Annotated in this window: 14 protein-coding genes and 1 tRNA gene; 3 read left to right on the forward strand and 12 right to left on the reverse strand. The window is 39.3% G+C overall.

Features of this window, described 5'->3' with window-relative positions:
* Nucleotides 1–366: 366 nt before the first annotated feature.
* Complete coding sequence (locus tag IYQ91_RS08220) at nucleotides 367–606, forward strand: hypothetical protein (RefSeq protein ID WP_195673580.1); 240 nt, start codon at nucleotides 367–369, stop codon at nucleotides 604–606.
* A gap of 15 nt (nucleotides 607–621) precedes the next feature.
* A tRNA-Cys gene (locus tag IYQ91_RS08225) sits at nucleotides 622–692 on the forward strand.
* A 223-nt stretch (nucleotides 693–915) separates the two neighbouring features.
* Here IYQ91_RS08225 and nusG read toward each other — a convergent pair.
* The 4 genes from nusG to pbp2a all read right to left on the reverse strand — a co-directional run bounded on the left by nusG (nucleotide 916) and on the right by pbp2a (nucleotide 4,211).
* Nucleotides 916–1,452 carry a transcription termination/antitermination protein NusG gene (gene nusG, locus IYQ91_RS08230; protein WP_003027329.1) on the reverse strand — a complete coding sequence of 179 codons (537 nt, stop codon included), beginning with the start codon at nucleotides 1,450–1,452 and terminating at the stop codon, nucleotides 916–918.
* Between the two features lie 151 nt (nucleotides 1,453–1,603).
* Entirely contained in the window at nucleotides 1,604–1,780 is a 177-nt protein-coding gene (gene secE / locus IYQ91_RS08235; protein ID WP_003027327.1) for a preprotein translocase subunit SecE, read from the reverse strand.
* Nucleotides 1,781–1,789: 9 nt separating this feature from the next.
* Nucleotides 1,790–1,942: a 50S ribosomal protein L33 gene (gene rpmG, locus IYQ91_RS08240; protein ID WP_003027324.1), complete on the reverse strand. Its 153-nt coding sequence runs from the start codon at nucleotides 1,940–1,942 to the stop codon at nucleotides 1,790–1,792.
* A gap of 49 nt (nucleotides 1,943–1,991) precedes the next feature.
* Nucleotides 1,992–4,211: a penicillin-binding protein PBP2A gene (gene pbp2a, locus IYQ91_RS08245; protein ID WP_195673581.1), complete on the reverse strand. Its 2,220-nt coding sequence runs from the start codon at nucleotides 4,209–4,211 to the stop codon at nucleotides 1,992–1,994.
* Between the two features lie 137 nt (nucleotides 4,212–4,348).
* On the opposite strand from pbp2a, the gene IYQ91_RS08250 reads away from it, so the two are divergent.
* Nucleotides 4,349–5,209 (forward strand): RluA family pseudouridine synthase, encoded by an 861-nt coding sequence (locus IYQ91_RS08250; protein ID WP_195673582.1) that lies wholly within the window; start codon nucleotides 4,349–4,351, stop codon nucleotides 5,207–5,209.
* Between the two features lie 340 nt (nucleotides 5,210–5,549).
* Here IYQ91_RS08250 and IYQ91_RS08255 read toward each other — a convergent pair whose 3' ends face one another.
* The 8 genes from IYQ91_RS08255 to IYQ91_RS08290 all read right to left on the reverse strand — a co-directional run bounded on the left by IYQ91_RS08255 (nucleotide 5,550) and on the right by IYQ91_RS08290 (nucleotide 18,249).
* Nucleotides 5,550–5,759, reverse strand: coding sequence for a heavy-metal-associated domain-containing protein (locus tag IYQ91_RS08255; protein WP_084740619.1), 210 nt, complete (start codon nucleotides 5,757–5,759; stop codon nucleotides 5,550–5,552).
* Nucleotides 5,760–5,771: 12 nt separating this feature from the next.
* Complete coding sequence (locus IYQ91_RS08260; protein ID WP_195673583.1) at nucleotides 5,772–8,024, reverse strand: heavy metal translocating P-type ATPase; 2,253 nt, start codon at nucleotides 8,022–8,024, stop codon at nucleotides 5,772–5,774.
* A 3-nt stretch (nucleotides 8,025–8,027) separates the two neighbouring features.
* A complete protein-coding gene (locus IYQ91_RS08265) occupies nucleotides 8,028–8,495 on the reverse strand; it encodes a CopY/TcrY family copper transport repressor (protein WP_144208535.1) in 468 nt (155 codons plus the stop codon).
* 142 nt (nucleotides 8,496–8,637) lie between these two features.
* On the reverse strand, nucleotides 8,638–10,140 hold the full coding sequence (locus tag IYQ91_RS08270) for a zinc ABC transporter substrate-binding protein AdcA (protein ID WP_195673584.1): 1,503 nt from the start codon (nucleotides 10,138–10,140) through the stop codon (nucleotides 8,638–8,640).
* 9 nt (nucleotides 10,141–10,149) lie between these two features.
* Nucleotides 10,150–10,956: a metal ABC transporter permease gene (locus IYQ91_RS08275; protein WP_195673585.1), complete on the reverse strand. Its 807-nt coding sequence runs from the start codon at nucleotides 10,954–10,956 to the stop codon at nucleotides 10,150–10,152.
* Nucleotides 10,949–11,656, reverse strand: a complete 708-nt coding sequence (locus IYQ91_RS08280) for a metal ABC transporter ATP-binding protein (protein ID WP_003032001.1) — start codon at nucleotides 11,654–11,656, stop codon at nucleotides 10,949–10,951. Before IYQ91_RS08280 ends, IYQ91_RS08275 begins: the two co-directional genes overlap by 8 nt.
* Nucleotides 11,653–12,096, reverse strand: a complete 444-nt coding sequence (locus tag IYQ91_RS08285; RefSeq protein ID WP_003027297.1) for a zinc-dependent MarR family transcriptional regulator — start codon at nucleotides 12,094–12,096, stop codon at nucleotides 11,653–11,655. The genes IYQ91_RS08280 and IYQ91_RS08285 overlap by 4 nt, the downstream gene beginning before the upstream one ends.
* A 291-nt stretch (nucleotides 12,097–12,387) precedes the next feature.
* On the reverse strand, nucleotides 12,388–18,249 hold the full coding sequence (locus tag IYQ91_RS08290) for a Spy0128 family protein (RefSeq protein ID WP_195673586.1): 5,862 nt from the start codon (nucleotides 18,247–18,249) through the stop codon (nucleotides 12,388–12,390).
* Between the last annotated feature and the right edge of the window lie 211 nt (nucleotides 18,250–18,460).

Genomic DNA, 18,460 nt, shown 5'->3' on the forward strand with positions numbered 1-18,460 from the left:
TTGAGTTCTCACTCATTTCTGTCACTGACAGATTTATTGTTTCTTCTTAATGTTTGACGGACTGTCTTCTTAAACAGTCGCCTGCACATTGGTTCGTCTTGTTCAGTTTTCAAAGGTCCAAAGGTCTTTGTCGCCACTCAAGCGACAACTATCTTAGTATATCATCTCCTTCTCTTCTTGTCAATACCTTTTTTCATCTTTTTTTATTTTCTTAAACTTTTTCTTTCAATTTGATAGCTGGCAACATTTATTTGTTTTTATTAAAGAAGTTCCCATAGCCAAAAATACAAACATCTAATTTTAGAAATGTCATATGAGATGGATATAATTATTAAAAAAAGGAAGCAAGTAACGAGAAATTAACTTATGACTTCTTTACTTTTAGGAAGATGGTGGCTGATATTTTTGAAGTCAGTTGGTTCAGCTAAACAAGTTTATCTTATTGTTACCTTAACTAAAGCAAGAAAAACTATCAATCCAACCTTTTCTTTGGCTTATCAAAATGATAATTTCACCACTTTAATGATTAAATTTAATCGGAAAACACTAAATTTTTACAAAGAGAAACCAATCTACACTCTTGACGAAAACGATTTTTTAGGATAAAATAATAAACGTTGTGGCGGTATAGCCAAGTGGTAAGGCACGGCTCTGCAAAAGCTTGATCGTCGGTTCAAATCCGTCTACCGCCTTTCAGTACCTAATTTAACAGGAATTAACCGAATGAAAAGCCCGTAAAGTCGGGCTTTTTTGATTTTCCGTCAGGTTAAATCAGATCAAATCTGATAAAGTTGGTGGGCAAATAGTGGACAAGTAGTTTTAGAATGAATTTATTATTTTGGATAAAAATAGATAGCATAAAAAAGCACGCTAGGAATCAATTTCTGCATATACTGATTCTAGCTTGCTTTTTGATTATAATTCAGCAATTTGGTTTAGATTTACTTCGGCAACTGTATCATTCCCGAATAGCGAAATAATCATTTTCACTTTGTTGTTGTCAATTTCGGTGATTTTACCCGTATAATCTGCAAAAGCGCCGTCAATGATACGTACGGTATCGCCAACTTTCACATCAATATCAAATTCTTGAACGGTTTGTCCCATTGAAATCAAGATTTGGCGAATTTCCTCTTCCAAAAGCGGTGTTGGTTTAGAGCGGTTTCCATGTGAGCCGACAAAGCCTGTTACGTTTGGTGTGTTCCGTACGACGAACCATGCTTCGTCTGTCATCACCATTTCTACCAAGACGTAACCTGGGAAACGATTTTCTTCAACTTCTTTGGTTTTTCCGTTTTTCTCCACTTGTACCGTTTGCGTTGGAATTTCTACGCGCAAAATATTTTCCAACATATTATAGGTTTGTGCACGTTGTAAAAGATTTTCTTTTACTTTATTTTCATACCCTGAGTATGTCTGCAAGACAAACCAGCCTTTATCAAAACTGTCCATGAGTTCTTCCTTTCCTAAATAAAAAAGCCTGTGGGCTTCGGTTTCTTTCTAGCCCTATTATACCACAAAAATAGCAAATGCAATCTTTTTACTGCTATTTTTATAATAAAAGATAAAAGCCTACTTGATAAAACAACAAGCAGGCTAAAATTTAAAAGATATTTAACAATCGTACCAAACCTCTTGTGACAAGTAAGTCGAAAAGATAAATAATGACGACAAAGAAAGCTGTGTATTCCATAACTGAGATAAAATCTACCCAGCTTTGCTTTCTAGTTGGCCAAGTTGTATCTTTTAATACTTGAAATGTATCTTTAATAAATTTCACAACTTTCTCCTATCTAGTTTCTTTATGAATCGTGTATTTACTGCAATGTTTACAATATTTATTTACTTCCAGACGTTTTGGTTTTGGCGTACTACTCACTTTGATTGAATAGTTTCTCGATCCACAAACCGTGCACGCCAGACTCGCTTTTTTTAGTGCCATAACGCCTCCATCTTGTTTATTATATCAAGAAAGCCCATTTTTGACAAGTCTATTGGAACCAACTCTTAACCGTGTCCCAAAGATTCTGTGCTTTTTCAGGAATCTTAGCATCGTCAATTGCTTTTTTAGCTTGGTCAACCAAGTTCTTAGCTTTATCCTGCACATCTTTCAAAACATCTGAACGATTGTCACTTTGATTCGTAGTGTTATTTGTACCACTCGTATCAACCGGTGCAATACCATTTTTTGCATAGGCATTTTCATCACCGAACTTCGTACCATTTGTGTACGGTAGGATACTATTTGCCACACTTCGGAAAATAGCTGAAGCTTCATTGGCACTGGTGCCTGTCAGATAATGATTTTCATCTGTCTTTGGAAAACCTAACCACTGACTGATAACCACATCTGGCGTGTAACCAATAACCCATTGGTCTCCTGATAAATCTGGGTTAAAGTCAGTCTCTGTCGTTCCTGTCTTCCCAGCCATGTCATAGCCGTAAGGAGCAGCATAAACACCGGTACCATTGGTAAATGTTCCCAGCATCATACTGGTCATTTTTTCTGTTGTTGAGCGGTTAAGCACTCGCGTTGAAGTTGATTTATGAGTTTTGACTACTTGTCCACTAGCATTTTCGATTTTGGTAATCAAATGAGCATCATTCATAACACCATTATTGGCAAAAGTCGAGTAGGCTTGTGCCATTTGTAGCGGATTGGTTGTTACGCCACTGCCGAGAGCCACCCCAAGAGTCTGATCCACTTTATCCATATTCAAGCCAAATTTTTTACCATATTCAAAAACTTTTTTCAGTCCCAATTCATTAGCAGCAGCAACCGCTGGAATATTTAAGGATTGCGCTAAAGCCTGATACATTGGCACAGTCGAACTGGATTGAATCCCACCATAGTTGTTCACGGTGTAAGTTCCATACGTTGTTGTGCTATTGTCTAACTCTTTATTGATGGACCAGCCTGCATCAACTGCCGGGCTGTAAACTGCTAAGGGCTTAATAGTCGAGCCAGGGCTTCTTGAAGATTGTGTGGCATAGTTAAAACTTCTGAAATTGGCACTGGTACTATTGATTTGCCCAACAAGTGCGCGAACACCTCCCGTTTTAGGATCAAGCGCTACGCTACCCGATTGGGCTCTGGTGCCGTCTGCTGCTTGCGGGAATAAATCTTCGCGATCATAGATGACTTGCATGCTAGCTTGGTAATTTTGGTCTAGCTCTGTGTAAATACGGTAGCCGTTATTGACAATATCAGCTTCTGTTAAGCCATAATCTCGAACTGCTTCATTGATAACCGCATCAAAGTAAGACGGATAACGATAATCTGCCGATTTTCCTGTATAAGCATCTACCAATTGACTACCTAAACCGTTTGCTGCTGCTTGGTTTGCAGTATTTTGATTGATATAACCTGCTGCTACCATATTTTGTAAAACGGTATTGCGTCGATTCGTTGCGTTTTTTATAGAAGCAAGCGGATTATATAGTTCCGGTCCTTTGAGCATTCCTGCTAAGGTAGCTGCTTGATCTAGTGTCAGTTGGCTAGCAGATACTCCGAAATACTTTTTAGAGGCATCTTCTACGCCCCATACACCATTTCCAAAGTAAGAATTGTTGAGGTACATGGTGAGAATCTGATTCTTACTATATTTCTTGGTTAATTCCAAGGCAAGGAAAAATTCCTTTGCTTTCCGCTCAATAGTCTGATCCTGAGATAGGTAAGCATTTTTGGCTAATTGCTGCGTAATAGTGGATCCACCGCCAGAACGTCCCGCAGTCAAAATCGCCATGATAAAACGACCGTAGTTAATCCCACTATTTTTATAAAAAGAACGGTCTTCTGTCGCAATGACGGCATGTTGTAAGTTCGGGCTAATCTGGGACAATTCTACGTAAGTTCCCTTTTGCCCTGACAAACTTCCAGCTTTTTTGCCGTCCTTATCATAAATAGATGTCGTTGCTTTCAAAGCATTCTGCAAATCATTCACATTAGTGGATTTGGCAACATAAAAGAGATAGCCCCCTGTCACCAAACCAAAACCAAGTCCCAGAATCAAAACAATCTTCGTCAGGTGATAGCGACGCCAAAATCGACGAAAAGGGTGTTGAGAAATCGGCTTTTTCCGACTTTTTCCAGACCGGCTCAAATGTGGCTCAGATTCTTCAACCTCTGTCACTTCTTGATGCTTGCGCTCAGGACTTTCCTTTTTAAAATGATTCACTACTATTTCAAATAACTCACTTAATTTTTTCATATCCTTATTCTATCACCTTCTCCATATCCAGACAAGAAAGGACTTCTTATCAAACGTTTAGTTTAGAAAACTTTAAGAAATTGTTTAATCTCGAGCTGGTTATTTTCAATCATCGACTATTTTGTTACAATAACTATATGCAATTTACGATTACGATTCCACAAGGTTTGCCAGAGATGACAGTCAAAGAGCTGCTGGAAGAACATTTTTTGATTCCACGAAAGATTCGCCATTTTCTACGCATTAAAAAACACGTCTTCGTCAATCAAAAACCGATTAACTGGCAGAGCATTATCCACCCACATGATAAAATTACATTGATTTTTGACGAAGAAGATTATCCGAAAAAGTTCATTTTAGTAGGAAAAGCTGATCTTGTGGAGGAATTATATCAAGATGAACACATCATCATTGTCAATAAACCTGAAGGTATGAAAACACATGCCAATGAACCGACAGAGCTGGCGCTTTTAAATCATGTCTCTGCTTATGTTGGAAATACTTGCTATGTCGTTCATCGCTTAGACAAGGAAACAAGCGGAGCTGTTCTTTTTGCGAAAAATCCTTTTATCTTGCCAATCTTAAATCGATTGCTAGAAAACAAGGAAATTTCGCGTGAATATTGGGCTTTGGTACAAGGAGTATTCCCCAAAAAACGTCAAATCTATACAGATAAAATCGGGCGTGACCGTCACGATCGGCGAAAACGGCTAGTGGATAACAAAAACGGTCAATACGCTGAAACGCAGGTCACTAAGCTCAAAGAAATTGGAAACAACACCCTTATCAAGTGTCAACTTAAAACTGGGCGAACTCATCAAATCCGTGTACACCTTGCTCATCATAGGCATCCTATCGTTGGCGATCCATTGTACAATCCTCAAAAGTCAGAGCGCCTCATGCTTCATGCTCATCGTTTAACTTTCACACACCCTTTCACACTTGAAAAAATTAGTGTTGAAGCCAGCTCTCAAAGTTTTGAAAAAGGATTGGATTAAAAAATAATGGGAGTGGAACAGAACTAAAAATTTTCGATTTTTAGTTCGTAATCCCACCCCCGCAAGGATGCTCAACAGTCTGGGAGACTATTGAGGTGACAGATAAAGAAAAAAAGTTTTCGTCAAAAGTGCTCTTCCGAGCTTGAAAAGCGAACAGCTTTGATACTTGCTTCGCAAGTTTTATCTGCTACCTCAAAGCAGTGTTTTGAGCAATCAGAGTAGATTGCTGTGCAAGGCTGATTTCCCGACTTCAACAATTTACTAAATTGTTGAAGCTGCGTTATTCGTTTATTACTAATTCTAATAGAAACTGAGACTCTTTTTGCCCAGCCTCTTTTTTCTATGCAACAGTAACAACTTTATAAATTGTTTTAGCAAGTGCTGCTTGGTAGTCTTCTGCGCTGTAAATGTGATCCGTGGTTACAGTAGCAGCCTTTGTGTCTAAATCAATTTGAACATCCGATACACCTTCCAATTTTAGGAAGTGCTCGGTGACATGCTTCACGCAATTTTGACAAGATATATTTTCTAAAGTAACAATTTGTTTCATGATGAACTCCTTTTATGATTTTATTTTAAAGCGCCGTAAACGCAGCGCATTGGTGACGACAGAAACAGAGCTAAAGCTCATGGCAAGGCCGGCTAACATAGGATTAAGCAGCGGACCGCCAAATACATACAGAAGCCCCATTGCAACTGGTATTCCTAGAGTATTGTAGGCAAAGGCCCAGAACAGATTTTTTTTGATATTTTTAATCGTAGCTTGACTGAGGCGAATGGCTGTCACCACATCTAAAAGGTCGCTGTGCATCAAAACAATATCGGCTGAGTCAATAGCCACATCCGTTCCAGAACCAATCGCAATCCCGACTTCAGCTTGCACCAGAGCAGGTGCATCATTGATCCCGTCACCCACCATGGCAACCTTTTTCCCTTGCGCTTGCAAATTCTTGACGATATCTGCTTTGCCGTCTGGAAATACTCCTGCAATGACTTGATTGACACCAGCTTCTCTTGCAATGGCTTGAGCTGTTTCCTCACGGTCCCCTGTCAGCATCACCACTTCTAAGCCCATTTTTTGCAATTCAGCAATAGCTTTCCGGCTATTTTTTTTGATTTGGTCAGCGACTGCTATCATCCCCACCAGTTGTCTATCCAAAGCGACAAACATAGTCGTCTTTCCTTGATGCGATAAGGAAATCAAGTCAGAGATATATTCTCCGAGCTCGACTTGGTATTGTCTCATTAAGTTTTCATTCCCAATTAGAATTTCTTGAGCTTTTACTTGAGCTATAATCCCTTTACCTGAAATCGCTTGAAAATCTGTTACCGATGCTAATGGTATAGCTTCCGCTTGAGCAGCTTCCAAAATTGCCACCGCCAATGGATGTTCTGAATGTTGCTCACTACTTGCAAGCAAATGCAGCAATTCTTCCCGTGTGACATCACCAAAAGTCAACACATCCGTCAAACTTGGCTTCCCTTCGGTAATCGTACCTGTCTTATCCAGAACGACAACATCTACCAAATGAGCCGCTTCAAGAGCCTCCCCAGACTTAATCAAGACACCATTTTCAGCGCCCTTCCCCGTGCCGACCATAATAGCCGTCGGAGTAGCTAGCCCAAGCGCGCAGGGACAAGCAATGACCAACACCGCAATAAAGATAGAAAGCGAGAATTGCAAACTTTCTCCCGCCAGAAAATACCACAACAGAGCTGCTAAAACTGCCAAACTCAAGACAATTGGTACAAAATAGAGCGAGATCTTATCTGCCATAGCCGCAATAGGCGCTTTCGAGCCTTGCGCTTCCTCTACCAAATGAACAATCTGAGCTAAAGTTGTGTCCGAACCGACTTTGGTTGCTTCATAGTCAATAGAACCCGTTTGATTCATAGTTGCACTGGTAATCACATCTCCGACGTTTTTTTCAACAGGAACACTTTCACCTGTCATCATAGACTCATCTACATAGGTTTGTCCAGAGATAACCACACCATCTACTGGCATACGTTCTCCCGGTTTAATCCGCACAATATCTCCAACCTTGATGTCTTCTGTATCAATTGTTACGACTTCGCCATAGCGAATAACGATCGCTTGGTCGGGTACCAAACTCATCAAACTTTGAATCGCTTGTGAGGTTCGTCCTTTGGCATTGTCTTCCAGATATTTCCCCAGTAAAACAAGAGTGATAATCACACCAACTGATTCAAAATACAACTGGTGTACAAAAGTATGATGCCCCAGTAAAACTTGAACGACCGAGTACAAACTATACAGAAAGGCTGCACTCGTTCCTACAGCAATCAAACTATCCATGTTCGGATGCCGTTTTGCCAAATTCCGAAAACCACGTACATAAAAACCGCGACCAACCCAAATCGCTGGTAAAGTAAGGAAAAATTGCGCCAATACAAAGGCAATGGGATGCGTCATGTGATCTAAAAAGGAGGGTAACGGCAAGCCAATCATACTCCCCATTGAAATATAGAGGAGTGGCACGGTCGCTCCTGCCGCAAACCAAATCTGACGCGCCATTTGGCGCACATTTTCTTGCTTTTCCGTGACCTGTTTCGCATAATCAGACTGCTTTTGTTCCCCTTTTTCTACCGCTTGGTAACCCGCTTCTTTCACAGCCTCTAGGACTTGCTCGCTTGCAAATCCTTCTTTGGGAAGAACTGTCAATTTTTCCGTCGCCAAGTTCACCGTGGCTTCTTCTACTGTTGACAAATCGTTGACGACCATTTCAATGGTCATCGCGCAAGCTGCACAGGTCATGCCGGATAATTTATACTCTTTTTTATCTTTTTCCATTTCTTACTCCGCCATTTTCGATTGATTCGTGTCATCTTGACAATGCGCGCCACAAGTACATTGACCTGGTGGACAATTACATTGAACTCTTTTAGGAGCTTGTACCTGCTTTTCTTTTACAACATCTAGGATTCGAGACAAATCTGTTTGACTGAATTGATTGCTTTCTAGTATTGAAACTACTAAATCGCCATGCTTGGTGTTGCACATATTGTCAAGCAAGGTACGCCAACTATTTTCCAAATGCTCATCTTCTAAAATCAGAGCATCATAGTAAAATTTCCCCTCAATCTTTTCCATTGAAATAAACTCTTTGGTTTTCAGGCGATTCAGCAAGGTTTTAACAGTAGCCGGTTTCCAATCAAAATCAGCTTCTAAACGCTCCACCACCTCAGTACTTCTGCTATGAGGATACGCCCACAAAACACGCATAACCTGCCATTCTGCCTGACTAATATTTTGTTGTTCCATTTTGTTTCATCTCTTTTCTGATTACAATTGTAATTATCAATTCTTTTATAGTTTACATCTGTAATCAGAGTTTGTCAAGCAAAAAAATCGAGAAGATTGCTCAACTCGATTTTTCTCTTTCTGTATAGAAATTGTGTCTTTATCAATGCGCCAGCATTTCTTGAGCAATTTCTTGTCCGCTTAATTTAGTTGGATAGTAAGTTGGCCAATTTTCTAATTCGTTAAAGAGGGCTTCTTGGCTTTCACCACCGTAGAAAATGTGGAAGTGTGCTGCTTTCGTTGGTGCAATATTATGGTCGCTAAATTGAACGTATTTATACTTACCTGCATCTGGGTCTGTCGCTTCAAACATGAAACGCACGCCTCGGTTTCCTTTAGAGTACGTCAATGTATGCTTACCAACATATTTATAAGTATATTTCTTCTTTTGTCCGTTGACTACAAATTCCATAGTCTTATCTGTGATATTGATATGAGACACATCTGTCTTGTAGCCTTTTTCATAATACGCTTTGTACTCAGCAGCTGTCATCTTACCGCTTAATTTTGCTTTGTAATCAAAGACTTGGTTTAAAGTTCCATCTTGCAAATATGGATAAACGGATTGCCATTGACCTGCATAGTCAGACAACGTACGGTCTTTGACAGCACTATCTTCAAAGTAGCCATTTTGTACAGTCTTTGTATTTTTTTCTTTTTCAGCAGAAATTTCAGTACCAGCTTGATCTGTCGTCTTTTTCAAAGCTTTCAAGTTTGATTGCATGATGGAAATGTAGTCTGCTCCATCTTTTGTTTGCTTTTCAGTTAAACTTTCAAGCGGATTAAGCACATCTAACTTCACACCCGTTTCTTTTGCCAATGTAGAAGCCAAAGCTTGAGAAGCATTTTCTTCAAAGTAAATGTACTTGATATTGTTTTTCTTAATATATTTTGTCAATTCAGCCAAACGTGCCGCTGAAGGCTCACTATCTGGTGAAAGTCCTGAAATAGGCACTTGCTTCAAACCGTAGTCTAACGCTAAATAACGAAAGGCTGCGTGCTGTGTCACAAAACTCTTTTGTTTGGCATTTGCCAATCCCGCTGTGTATTCCTTATCCAGAGCTTCTAATTTTTTAATGTAAGCTGCTGCATTCTTTTGGAAAGTGACTTTCTTATCTGGGTAGCGTTTACTTAAGCTGTCGCGAATATTCTCCACCATTTTAATGGCACGTTTTGGTGACAACCATACATGGGGATCGTATTCATGATGGTGTCCTTCGCTCCCATGATCATGGTCTTCTTCCTCTTCTGTACCAGGCAGTAGCAACATCTTCCCAGTCGCCTTCACCACATTCACTTTACCTTTTTTCAAGGTTTTAAGCAATTTTGGCACCCAAGTTTCCATGTTTTCATTTTCATAAACGAAAGTATCTGCATCTTGAATCGTTGCAACTGCTTTGGCAGAAGGCTCGTATTCGTGCGGTTCTGTTCCTGCACCAATCAAGAGTTTGACATTGGCAGTATCGCCTGCTACTTGCTTGGTAAATTCATAAACTGGGTAAAATGTTGTGACAACATTTAATTTCCCATTTGCACTTTTTTGATTGGAACAAGCCACTAAAAAGAGACTTAGTAAGCTTGCTACTAATAGACCAATTTTCTTCATTTTTCACTCCTATTTGATAAATTTTTTTAATAGATTCACTAGTAAAAATACACCGACAAAAATAATCGTAATACTTGCACTGGCTGGCGTTTCAACATAGTAAGAAATATACAATCCAGCAATCATACCTACAAATCCGATAAAATTAGCTAATAGAATAACAGATTTGAAATTTTTTCCAAGCCGTAAAGCAATACTTGCCGGCAAAACCATAATGGTTGATACCAGCAAGGCACCTGCCGCTGGAATCATGAGGGCAATGGCAACACCTGTCACAATGTTAAACAGAATGGACATGGTGCGCACAGGCAGACCGTCCACAAAAGCTGTATCCTCATCAAAGGTCAAAATATACATTGGTCGAATGAAGAGGAAGGTTAATGCCAGCACGATTGCCGCAATGATAAAGAGTGAAATCACCTGCTCCGTACTAATCGTGACAATAGAACCAAACAAATATTGGTCTAAGCTCATGGAACTAGAGCTTTTGCCCCTGCTCATCACAATCAAAGCAATGGCAAGTCCTGTCGACATCAAAATTGCTGTTCCGATTTCCATAAAATCCTTGTAAATTGTCCGCAGGTATTCTAAGAAAACTGCCGCAATCATCACAATAATGACGGTTGAAATCGTAGGTGAAATGCCCAAAACCAAGCCAAAAGCAACCCCCGAAAGCGACACGTGGCTGAGCGTATCACTCATCAAACTCTGACGACGTAAAATCAAGAAAGTTCCTAAAACCGGCGAAAACAGACTCATAGCAATCACTGCTAGAAAAGCCCGCTGCATAAAATCGTAAGCTAATAAATTAAACATGGCTCACCTCCTCCTTGTCACTTTCGTGAACATTGAAGCAGCGCCATGGCGAATCTTGATTTCGCACCAAATGAATATTGCGGTCCGCATATTTTCGGACTTCCTCTGGATCATGTGTAATCATCAGAACAGCCTTGCCATGCCGATGCGCACTGTGGTGCATCAAATCATAAAATTCATCCTTGCTACCAGCATCCATCCCCGTTGTCGGCTCATCCAAGACAAAAACATCCGGATCCGAAGCAAACATGCGTGCAATCACTGCCCGTTGCTTTTGCCCACCCGAAAGCGAGCCAATCCGCTTGTCTCGATGTTCCCACATGCCAACGGCGTCCAGACTGACCTTGATATGTTCTTCATCATGCGCATTCAAACGACGAAACCAGCCTTTACGCGGATACCGACCTGATTTAACAAATTCATAGACGGTGCTTGGAAAACCCGCATTAAAACTAGCGATTTGCTGCGGCAGATAAGCAATCCGCAACTTCTTGCCAGCTGTATTCGTCTTAGAAATCGTCACCTTACCAAATCGAGGCTGCAAAATCCCAAGACTAGCCTTGATCAAGGTCGTTTTTGCTGCTCCATTTTCACCTGTCAAAGTCACAAACTCACCACTATCCACATAATAGTTAATATGCTCCAACACAGGCTCCTTATCATAATAAAAGGACAAATCTTCAACTGTGATATATCTCATTTTCCGATTTCTCCTACTAAGGTTTCCAAGAATTTTTGAATGGTAGCTTGCTCATTAGGAGTGTATTGATTGGCGATTTTTTCGTAAATTTCCAATGTATGCTGATGATGATGATGATGCTCCGCGGCAACTGGCTTCGCTAATTCTGTCAACCGATAAAAAATAACACGCGCATCTTTCTGATTCTTGAAAGGTTCCAGCATTTCTTGTTTGATGAGCGATTTGATAGCCTTTGTTACAGCTGCTTGACTGACATTTAAGCGCTTCGCCAACTCTGAGTTTGTCAACGACTCCTCAGACAGCAACATCAAGATGTGCTCTTGAGTATTTGTCAAAGGCATTCCACTTGTACAAGAACCAATCAAAATCTCATGCTGATTCTCGGCTTTTAAAATGATTTCATTTAAGAAATGATCCATTTCATGTGCTAATTGACTCATGTTGCTCCTTTTCTGATTAACCAGTTAATTCTTTACTAGTTAAGTATATCATAAAGAAAAAAAGAGTCAAGTGAAAATTTCAGCATAGTTTCCACGAAAAGGATTAAGTATTCTCTAAATTTTTGTATAACTTTTCTAAGTCCATTTTCTCTAGGAAACAGCTCTTCCTTTTTCTTTTCACATTCTATGCTTTAGGCATCAAAAAGGGGATCTAAAGAGCCCCCATTTCGGAGGAGAATGCTCTCTAGATTCCCAATTTAAACTTATTATTTTTCTGAAGTCTTGATTTTATCAAGATTTCTTCTTGATGAGATAAACTGCACCAGCCAAAACAATGAGTCCAATGAAAATAGCTAACATATGAATGACAGTACCTGTCTTAGGTAAGCCCTTCTTCGGTGGAGTATAGCGATTTTCAAATGTCTTGATGTTCTTGTCGTAACTTACTTTAGCGTGCAACTGACCATTGCCATCATCTGTGACAGTGACTGTCACCTTAATCACTTTCTTATCATAAGTGATTCCTTGAAGTTTTGTATCTTTTTCAGTGATGGTGTAATGATAAGTACCAGCTTTCGTGTACTCAATGGTGTCGAAAGTGACACTACCGTCTTGAGCATTCTTCTTGCTTTGAGTAACTTTATCATCTTGGCCTTTCAATTCAAACTCAAACTCGCCATCTTTCAAAGCACGACCTGTCAAGGCTTTCTTAACAGAGAGTTGTGCGTTTGTTTTTGCAACGGAATAAGTGTTCTTGAAGGTCTGATCATCTTTTTCATAAGCAACTTTTGTTACTAAGCGGCCTTGACCATCGTCTGTAACAGTGACTGTCGCTTTGATCACTTTGGTGTCATATTTCACACCGCCGAGCTTCGTATCTTTTTCGATAATCGTGTATTGATATGTACCGACTGCTGTATAAGTTAGCGTCTTAAAGGTAATCTTACCGTCCTTATCATTTGTTGCCGTTTCAAGCACTTCGTCCTTGTCATTTTTCAGTTCAAAACTGAATTCACCGGCTTTAAGGTCACGACCAGTTAATTGTTTATTAGCTGAAAGCTGAGCAGTCGTTGAAGCAGCTTGATATTGGTTCGTAAAGGTTTGGTCATTCTGTTCATAGGCAACCTGTGCTACCAATTGACCTTGACCATTATCTGTTACGGTTACGGTTGCTTTAATCACTTTCTTATCATACGTTACACCGCCTAGTCTGGTGTTCTTTTCGGTGATGGTGTAATGATAAGTACCGGCTTTCGTGTACTCAATGGTGTCGAAAGTGACACTACCGTCTTGAGCATTCTTCTTGCTTTGAGTAACTTTATCATCTTGGCCTTTCAATTCAAACTCAAACTCGCCATCTTTCAAAGCACGACCTGTCAAGGCTTTCTTAACAGAGAGTTGTGCGTTTGTTTTTGCAGCGGAATAAGTGTTCTTGAAGGTCTGATCATCTTTTTCATAAGCAACTTTTGTTACTAAGCGGCCTTGACCATCGTCTGTAACAGTGACTGTCGCTTTGATCACTTTGGTGTCATATTTCACGCCACCGAGTTTCGTATCTTTTTCGGTGATGGTGTAGTGATAAGTACCCGCCTTAGTATACTCAATGGTATCGAAAGTGACGCTACCATCTTGTGCATTTGTCTTCGTTTGGCGAACTTGATCGTCTGTACCAGTCAGTTCAAATTCAAATTCCCCTTCTTTGAGGTTACGACCTTCTAATAGCTTCTTAGCAGAAAGAGTCGCAGTTGCTTTATCTGCTGAATAAGTATTCGTGAAGGTGTTTTGGTTGTTTTCATAAGCAACTGTTGCATGTAGTTGACCTTTACCATCATCCGTGACAGTGACTGTTGCTTTGATTACTTTGGTGTCATATTTCACACCACCTAAAGCACCAGCTTGTTCTTTAATGGTATAAGTATAAGTTCCAGCTGTTTTGAATGTCAACTCTTTGAATGAAATCTTACCATCTTTAGCGTTCTTAACGGTTTCCACCACTTTACCGTTTGGATCAATCAAGTCAAAGGCAAATTCATTCGCTTCTAGGTCGCGACCAGTTAGCACTTTGTTCGCTTCTAATGTCGCAGTTGTTTCCTTAGCAAGGTAAGTATTGCGGAAGATTGGATTAGCTGTATCATAAGATACTTGGGCAACTAACTGACCATTGCCATCATCAGTAACTTTGACAGTCGCTTTGATTTCTTTCTTATCATAGGTCACACCACCTAAGCCATTGTCTTTCTCTTTGATGGTGTAATGATAAGTGCCAACTTTTGTATAGTCAATCGCATCAAAAGTAACACGACCGTCTGCTGCATTTTTCTTCGTTTGACGAATGTTGTCATCAGATCCGACTAATTCAAATTCAAACTCTTGGTCGTTTAATGCACGACCTGTCAGTTCTTTGGTCACGCTTAGTTGTGCACTAACCTTTTGACTAGAGTATGTATTGTTGAAAGTTTGGTCATTGTTTTCATAGGTTACTTTTGAAACAAGCTGACCTTTACCATTATCAGTGACTTCAACTGTTACCTTGATGGTCTTGGTGTCGTAAGTCACACCACCCAATCCTGTGTTTTTCTCTGTAATGGTGTACTTGTGGGTACCAACAGTTTGATACTTGATTGCATCAAATTGAACCTTACCAGCTTTATCATTCTTCTTGGTTTGAAGAACGTCTGCCTTGCCGTCTTCTTTCAGTTCAAAGCTAAACTCGCCATCCTTCAAAGCACGTCCGGTTAATTTCTTCGTGACAGAGAAAGTAGCATCGGTACCTTTGGCAGTATATTTATTTGTAAAGCTTTGTTTAGAAATTTTATTCTTACCGCTCTCGTCAAAACCGAGGTAGACGATATTGTAAATCAATTGTCCATCCTCTTCCTGTTGAACACGAATGGTAACCTTAATTGGTTGTTTATCGTAGTCAACACCTAGAACCTTACCAGCTTTCTCTTTGATAAGGTAGTTGTAAAGACCAGTCTTGGTGAACTTAAGAGCTGTGAAAGGAATCGTACCATCCGCTTTATTTTTAGCTGTTTGAAGTAAACTATTATCTTTTCCATCATACAGCTCAAACTCAAACTCGTCATCTTGTAGATTGCGACCAGTTAAAGTTTTTGTCACTTGTAGTGGTACTGTGATTTCTTTTGGTGTGAACGTATTCTTAAAGGTCTTTTTACCACCGTCATAAGTCACGGTAGTACTTAGTTTCCCTTTACCATCATCCGTTACTTTAACTGTGACTTTGACTTCGCTCGAGTCATAAGTAACTCCTGTCAGACCATTATTTTTTTCTGTAATGGTGTAGTGGTACTCACCTGCCTTGTCGTAGTTAATAGCTTGGAACTGAACTTTTCCTTTGGCATCATTTTTAGCCGTTTGAAGAACATCTGGCTTACCATCTTCCTTCAACTCAAACTCAAACTCTTGCGCTTTCAGTTTGCGACCCGTTAACTCCTTGGTTACATCAAAGGTTGCAGAAGTAGCTTGAGTGGTGTAGGTGTTGTTGAAGGTAGTGTCGTTTTTTTCATAGACAATTTCAGAATGTAGTTTTCCTTTGCCGTCATCTGTAATTTTGACAGTAGCTTTTACTTCTTTCGGATCATAAGTAATGCCACCTAGACCGTTGTTTTTTTCTTTAATAGTATAATGGTATTCACCCGCCTTGTCATATTCAATTGTATCAAATTGGATTTTACCAGTGGCGGTATTTTTCTTCGTTTGGTGAATATGATCTTCCTTGCCAGTCAACTCAAACTCAAATTCGTCTTTTTGTAGCTGACGACCTGTCAGGACTTTATTCACTTCTAATCTAGCAAAAGTTTTTCCTGGAGTATAGCGATTCTCAAAAGTTGGATGTTTAGTCTCCTCACCAGCTTTCGAATAAGTGACCTTTGTAACTTCAAGTTTTCCTCCCTTATCTTCGACAGTTACAGTTGCCGAGATAAGATTCGGTTCATATTCAACTCCTGGAACATCACCAGCCTTTTCACTAATGGTATAATGATAGGTTCCTGCTTTAGTATATTTAAGCTCTTTGAATTGAACCTTACCATCAGCCGTATTTTTTACAGTTTCTAAAATCTTTTTATTTTGTTGTAGATCTTTGAGTTCAAATTCAAATTCACCTTCTTGAAGAGGACGACCTGTTAAAACTTTTTTCACCTCTAACTTAGCAGATGTTTTAACTGGAGTATAGCGATTATTGAAAGTTGGTTTTTTAATTTCTTCTCCATCTGTCATATAAGTCACTTTGCTAACTTCAAGTTTACCGGATTTCTCCTTGACTTCTACTGTTACCGTGATAAATTTTTGGTCATAGGTAACTCCTGGTGCAGAACCTTTGTTCTCTCGGATAAAATATTCATAAGTTCCTGCTTTAGTATATTCCAATGATTTGAAATTGACCTCACCATTGGCGTTATTTTTAACAGTTTGCAAGATTTTACCGACAGTTGGACTAACCTCAGTATTATCAACTAAATCAAACTCAAACTCTTGCGCTTTCAGTTTGCGACCAACGAGCTTCTTATTTACCTGTAAAGTCGCAGATACTTTTTGCCGTTTATTTGAAATATCTAAACTGTAAGACTTACTACTATTGAAATTTTCTGGTTTAACCTTAATTTCTTTGCCTGTTAACTGATAACCATCCGGCGCTTTGATTTCTTTAATAGTATAATTGTCTTTCAGCAAATTAGGAATCGTGACTTTTCCTGTACTATCCGTAGTGAAGTTTCCTACAACAGCACCATTCCGATCACGTGTTACTCTAAAGACTGCTCCTGCCAAAGATGATCCAGAGGTCTCATCTTTTTTATGCAAGGTTATAGAATAAACATAGCCTTCTGCACTTCCGCCCGCTTCTAGATAGGTCGTTTTGGCGATAGAGTCTATAATTTTTGTTTCACTGGACCAAAGAGATGCAATATTTTCAACGACTTCACCACTTTGTAATTTATAATTTGGCTTAGCTTTATATTTAATATGGTAGCCCTCACCTTTATTTATCTTCCCTAACTTAATAAAAAATTCTGACTCAGAGGGAAATTCTACTTTAAATTGACTTGTAACATTTTCTTTATCTTTTAAAACCCAACGATTATCTTCAATGACCCATTTCCCTTTGTAAATTTCAAAACTATTTTTATCATAAGAAACATTTGGTGTTTTTAAAATATCAGTTACTTTTGCATCCAGAACTTCTTTTCCTGACTGATTTACAGTGATATCATAAGTGATGGTATTGTCTGGTTTAAAATTGCCTACTTTTGCTAAATCTTTTTGGGTTGGCGGAGTTAAACCTCCAAATTCTGGTTCTCCTACTTTAACCACATTACGGTTAACCGTGATTTCGATTGGAACTTTTTTCTTTTCTTTCACAATATGATGATTGACGTAAGTATAAAAATAAAAGCTACCCGTAATATCTGATTTATTTTCTACATATTTAGTATAAATCAATTTCAGTGTTCGATTTGTCGTATCTACATTTGCACGTGCTACTACTTGACCATTTGGGTCTTTTATATCAAAATCAGGAATTGGTACTAAGACTAAATTTTCTGAGATTTTGAATGTTGTATAATCCCCTTCATGCACATCGTTATTTGGCAACTTAAACTGACCATCAATTTTAAATTGTTCCCATTGTTGCAACGGTTTGTCTAAAGGTTTTCCATTAGTATCAGTAATACTAAATTGCGTAATCGCATCTATTTCTTTTGCTGCCCTTTTAGTTTTAGGAGCTGCTTGGGTATCTTTAGTATCTTTAGCAGCAGGTGGAGCTCCTGGCTGAGTCTCACTCTTTTCCTCTACCTTACTAGCTTTTTGTGAAGATGTATCTTCTTTTACTTGGCTAGCATCAGAGCTTTCTTCTTTTGAGGTGCTTGGCTTATTTTCCTGCTCATTTGAATTAGCTTCCGCTTTATTCTCAGTAGCAGGCTGCTGCCCCTGACTAGAACTAGTATCTGCTGTCTTTTGCGTTGACTCAGTGGGAGACGTTGGCTGTTCAGTCGTTCCTGTTTTCGGGGATGACTGAGTTGTCACTGTAGAAGATTGATTCGACAATGTCTGAGCAACAGCACTAGCTGGTGATAAGATTGTTGAAGCCAGCAATAATGCAACCCCAACAAGATTCATCGCTTTTTTAATCATGACGATTTCCTTTCTATGGTTTTTCAGGACTTTGTACAAAAGTACAAAACTCCACTAATACCAGTATATCAACTACCTTATAGTCCTTTCAATCAAAATGCTCTATATTTTAGTTCTATTTCTTGACAAACTGTAAAGTTTTAAACACCCCATTGATATACAACAGGATATCTCGCAGGCGGTTTACAAAATGTAAACTTTTTTCAATGGT

It is taken from the genome of Streptococcus sp. HF-2466, from assembly GCF_015594645.1.
GTDB classification, from domain to species: domain Bacteria; phylum Bacillota; class Bacilli; order Lactobacillales; family Streptococcaceae; genus Streptococcus; species Streptococcus anginosus.